Source organism: Endozoicomonas sp. YOMI1, from assembly GCF_024606345.1.
GTDB lineage: Bacteria > Pseudomonadota > Gammaproteobacteria > Pseudomonadales > Endozoicomonadaceae > Endozoicomonas.
The window spans coordinates 1-4,398 of the sequence record NZ_JAHHPM010000430.1; the positions used below are offsets into that span (position 1 = coordinate 1).

4 protein-coding genes are annotated in these 4,398 nt (G+C 48.5%); 1 reads left to right on the top strand and 3 read right to left on the bottom strand.

Features of this window, described 5'->3' with window-relative positions:
* Positions 1–124 precede the first annotated feature (124 nt).
* Genes KDK15_RS15180 through KDK15_RS15190 form a run of 3 tightly spaced genes read right to left on the bottom strand, consistent with a single transcriptional unit; the run spans position 125 to position 3,274 of the window.
* Positions 125–1,195, bottom strand: coding sequence for a phosphotransferase family protein (locus KDK15_RS15180; protein ID WP_257296232.1), 1,071 nt, complete (start codon positions 1,193–1,195; stop codon positions 125–127).
* Positions 1,192–2,013, bottom strand: coding sequence for an SDR family oxidoreductase (locus tag KDK15_RS15185; RefSeq protein WP_257296233.1), 822 nt, complete (start codon positions 2,011–2,013; stop codon positions 1,192–1,194). Before KDK15_RS15185 ends, KDK15_RS15180 begins: the two co-directional genes overlap by 4 nt.
* A 13-nt stretch (positions 2,014–2,026) precedes the next feature.
* Complete coding sequence (locus KDK15_RS15190; RefSeq protein WP_257296234.1) at positions 2,027–3,274, bottom strand: acyl-CoA dehydrogenase family protein; 1,248 nt, start codon at positions 3,272–3,274, stop codon at positions 2,027–2,029.
* A 96-nt stretch (positions 3,275–3,370) separates the two neighbouring features.
* On the opposite strand from KDK15_RS15190, the gene KDK15_RS15195 reads away from it, so the two are divergent.
* The gene (locus tag KDK15_RS15195) at positions 3,371–4,300 is read left to right on the top strand and encodes a LysR family transcriptional regulator (RefSeq protein ID WP_257296235.1); all 930 of its coding nucleotides are present in this window, start codon (positions 3,371–3,373) and stop codon (positions 4,298–4,300) included.
* Positions 4,301–4,398: the final 98 nt, after the last annotated feature.

The window sequence follows — 4,398 nt, forward strand, 5'->3', positions numbered from 1 at the left end:
GAAGGGCGTAAACTCCATACCCTGAATAAAGACTGTGCCAATCACCCTTCGACCGCGCATCCTGAGCGGAGTCACGCTCAGGGTGAACGGAGATTGTACACATCAAACTCATTGAAATGATGCACTAGAATTGGCTGATCAACCGCAGGCAACGTTGCTCCAGATACGCTATCGCCACAGGAAACATGGCAAAACGTTGATCCCTGGTCTGGCCATGATGAAAGCGGTAGTATATCTGCTGCATAATCACTGCCAGCCGGAACAAACCATAAACTTCGTAGAAATCAAACGTCTTCAATTCAATATTATTCTGCTCACAGTACCAATGGACCACTTCTTTGCGCGTCAGCATACCCGCAATGTTCGTTGGCTGACGTCGGAACATTTGCATTTGCGGCTCATCATCCGCTTCAATCCAGTATGCAAGGCTATTACCCAGATCCATCAATGGGTCACCCAGAGTGCACATCTCCCAGTCCAACACACCAATAACTTCAGTTGGGTTGTCCGGGTTCAAGACCACATTATCGAAACGGAAATCATTGTGAATCAGGCATGTGCCAACATCTTCAGGCTGCTTACTGTCGAGCCAGCTCATCACTTGTTCGAAGTCGGGTACATTGTCGGTTATCGCCTTACGATAACGGCCACTCCAACCGTCGATCTGACGTTGTACGTATCCAGACCCTTTACCCAGACTGGTCAGACCGGCTTTCTCAATATCGATGTTGTGCAATTCACTGAACTTCTGCAGAACATTGATACACAACTGTCGTACTTCCTGCTCAGATAGCGCCATCCCTTTTGGCAGGTTATTGCGTGGAATAATGCCATTCAGGCGCTCCATCAAGTAGAAATCACACCCCAGAACACTCTGTTCTTCACAAAAAGCCACCATTTCGGGCACCGGGTAATGATCCTGCAAAGCAGACATCACACGATACTCACGACTCATATCGTGGGCAGAAGCTGCTTTCACACCAAAAGGCGGGCGTCTGAGAATCCATTCCTTCTCACCCCTGGAAACCAGGTAAGTCAGATTGGAAGCACCGCCGGGGTATTGTTGAACCTTAAGATCACCGGCAATATCAGGAAACATCCTGTTCAGATAGGCATTCAGTGCCGCTTTATCCAATTCCTCTCCGGATCGAACCGTTCCCGGCTGGTCAACAAATCCTGCACTTTCAGTGGTCATAGCTTGACACCCTGTTTTTTTAAATTCTTCTTATATCCTTTGCTCACCAGTGCTTTGAACAGCGATGGCAGGTGACGCTTGATTCGCCAAAGTGTACGCCCCTCGCGATGGGGCAACACATAAAATGTCTTATTCTGAACCGCATTGAAGATATCATTTGCCACATCTTCAGCGGTGATGTTGGAACTGGCCAGTAGCTTATCCACCACCTTTTTCATTTCAGCATCACCGGATCGAAAAGACTCGGCAAGATTGGTCTGAAAAAATCCCGGGCAAACCACTGACGTATGAATTCCAAAAGGTTCCAACTCGATCCTGATGGTTTCTGACAGGCCAACAACGGCGCTTTTGGTGGCGTTATAACTGGACATCAATGGTGCATTCACCAAACCAGCCAGTGAGGCAATGTTGACAATATGGCCGGAGCGCTGTCTCTTAAACAACGGCGCAATAGTTTTACAACCTCTGACAACACCCAGCAGATTAATATCCAATACCCACTGCCATTCTTCCATGGAGGAGGTTTCGATACGACCGCCGGTTGCTACACCGGCATTATTAACCAGAACATCGATTTTGCCCCAGCGCTGCACGGCGCTGGCAATCATGGCTTCTACATCCTGATCATTGGTGACATTACAGCTGGTGTAATAGGCATCAACACCCAAAGCTTTCAGAACTTCGACAGTTTCATCACCCCGTTCCTGATTGATATCAGCGACACAGACCGAATAACCTGCACGGGCAAAACGCTCACAAGTTGCACGGCCAAGGCCACTGGCACCACCAGTCACAATTATTGTTTTTACAGACGGCATGCCTTGATCCTATTTATTTTTTATTCTTGTTATCATCATGTGATGAAAAGCCGCGATACTTCATCAGTTCAAACTTGGCAATCAACCCACGATGAACTTCATCTGGACCATCCGCTAAACGCAGTACCCTTGCCATTGCCAGCATGCGGGTTAACGGAAAATCATCAGAAAGACCACCACCACCGTGCATCTGAATAGCCGCATCAACCACCTGCTGGGCAACGTTGGGTGCGACCACCTTGATCTGGGACACTTCGCTCATTGCGCCCATAATGCCTTTTGTATCCATTAACCATGCCGCTTTCAGAGTTAGCAACCGGGCTTGTTCAATACCGATGCGAGCATTGGCAATCACATCAGGATTGCCATTCAGCTTCACCAAAGGCTTACCAAACGCCTTGCGGCTCAAGCCTCTTTCACACAACAGCTTGAGTGCTTTTTCCGCAGAGCCAATCAAACGCATACAATGATGGATACGACCTGGCCCGAGACGTCCCTGGGCAATTTCAAACCCCCGACCCGGGCCACCAATAAAGGCAGACAGAGGTAACCGTACATCAGTAAACGACACTTCACCATGACCAAATGGCGCATCGTAGTCACCCATTACACTTAACATGCGCTCGATTTTTATACCGGGCGTATCCAAAGGAACCAGCACCATAGCATGACGGTGATGACGATCTGCATCAGGGTTCGAAATGCCCATAAAGATAACGAACTTGCAATTAGGGTGACCAATACCACTGCTCCACCACTTACGACCATTCAATACTATCTCATCACCCTCAATGATACAGGTGGCGCCCATATTGGTTGCATCACTTGAGGCAACCTCTGGCTCGGTCATACAGAAAGCGGAACGAATTTCCCCGGCCAGCAACGGTTTAAGCCATTGCTCTTTTTGCTCCTCACTGCCGTATTTCCAGAGCACTTCGGCATTGCCGGTATCCGGCGCATTACAGTTAAAGACCTCCGGCGCCATCAAGCTCCAGCCGGTGGCCTCGGCAATAGGTGCATACTCAGTATTGGCAAGACCTGCACCCCATTTATCACAGGGCAGAAACATATTCCAAAGCCCTTCACTGCGAGCCTGTCTTTTTAACTCTTCAACGATTTCCGGTTGCTGCCATTCTGAGTGATCTGCGGAAGTGGACAGCGCCTGATAATACGCTTCTTCTGCAGGCAGTACTTTGTCGTTCATTAATGCCTGAGTGCGCTGCAGAAAATCATGCGCTTTGGCGGAATGGAAAAAATCCATGAAAGTCGTTCTCGTTGTTATTGGTATTGCCCTCTATCCTGCTGTAGATGATAATCACGATCAAATGAATAGTTTTGATGAATAACTATAAATATCATGCATATATCAAGACTTGACCTTAATCTTCTGAGAGTGCTCGAAGCCATTGCCGTTGCCGGCTCAATTACCGGTGCCGCAGGACGACTAAACCTTACCCAACCCGCGGTCAGCCACGCCTTAAACCGGCTTCGGGAACAATTGGATGATCCACTGTTTATCCGTGAAGGTCGGGGCCTTCAACCTTCTTCATATACCCGGGAAATTTTACCGGAATTGCGCACTGTCCTTGGCGACCTGGAGCGTGTGCTGGCACCGAGAGATGGCTTTGTCCCGGTCACCAGCAAGTTGTCATTTACTTTGGCCATTCATAAGGCAATGGAAACCGTTGTGCTGCCGCCATTAATGATGGCATTACAACAGCAGGCTCCAGACATCTCTATCCATAGTGTTAAACTTGATCGCCATCATGTGGAAAAGGAGTTAAGAGCAGGTAGCATCGACCTTGCCATTGACGTGCTTCTGCCGGTGGGCAGCCAAATCGAATTTACTTTGCTGCAGAAAACACCGATGGTTGTCGTTGCACGAAAAAATCACAGCCGGATAACCAAACAGCTGACCATGGATGAGTATTTGAATGAGAAACATATTTTGGTGTCATCGCGCCGGGAAGGGCCTGGTTATGAAGATCAGCAATTAGCCAGCCTGGAAAAACGACGCTCAATTGCCCTTCGTTTGAGGGACTACCAGGTAGGCTGTCAGGTTGCTTCCTGCTCAGACTTATTGCTGACCCTGCCGCAGGATTACACTCAACAATTGTCTAAGGATATGGGACTGCAAATTCTTCCACTGCCCTATGAATTGCCCTCTGTCAGTGCCTATCTTTACTGGTACTCCATCAGAAGCGCATCGCCCTCACTGCAGTGGCTCAGAGGGCTATTAAATGAAGGCTCTTTAAAGCTCCAGACTGTTATGCAACCAGCAAATTGACTAAGGGCTGAAGCAGACTTGAATTTTTGGACGAGAGCTAACCCGGATATTTCATAAACGTGCTCCCGATCTCGCTTGTCCTTTGCCGCTCTAAGGGA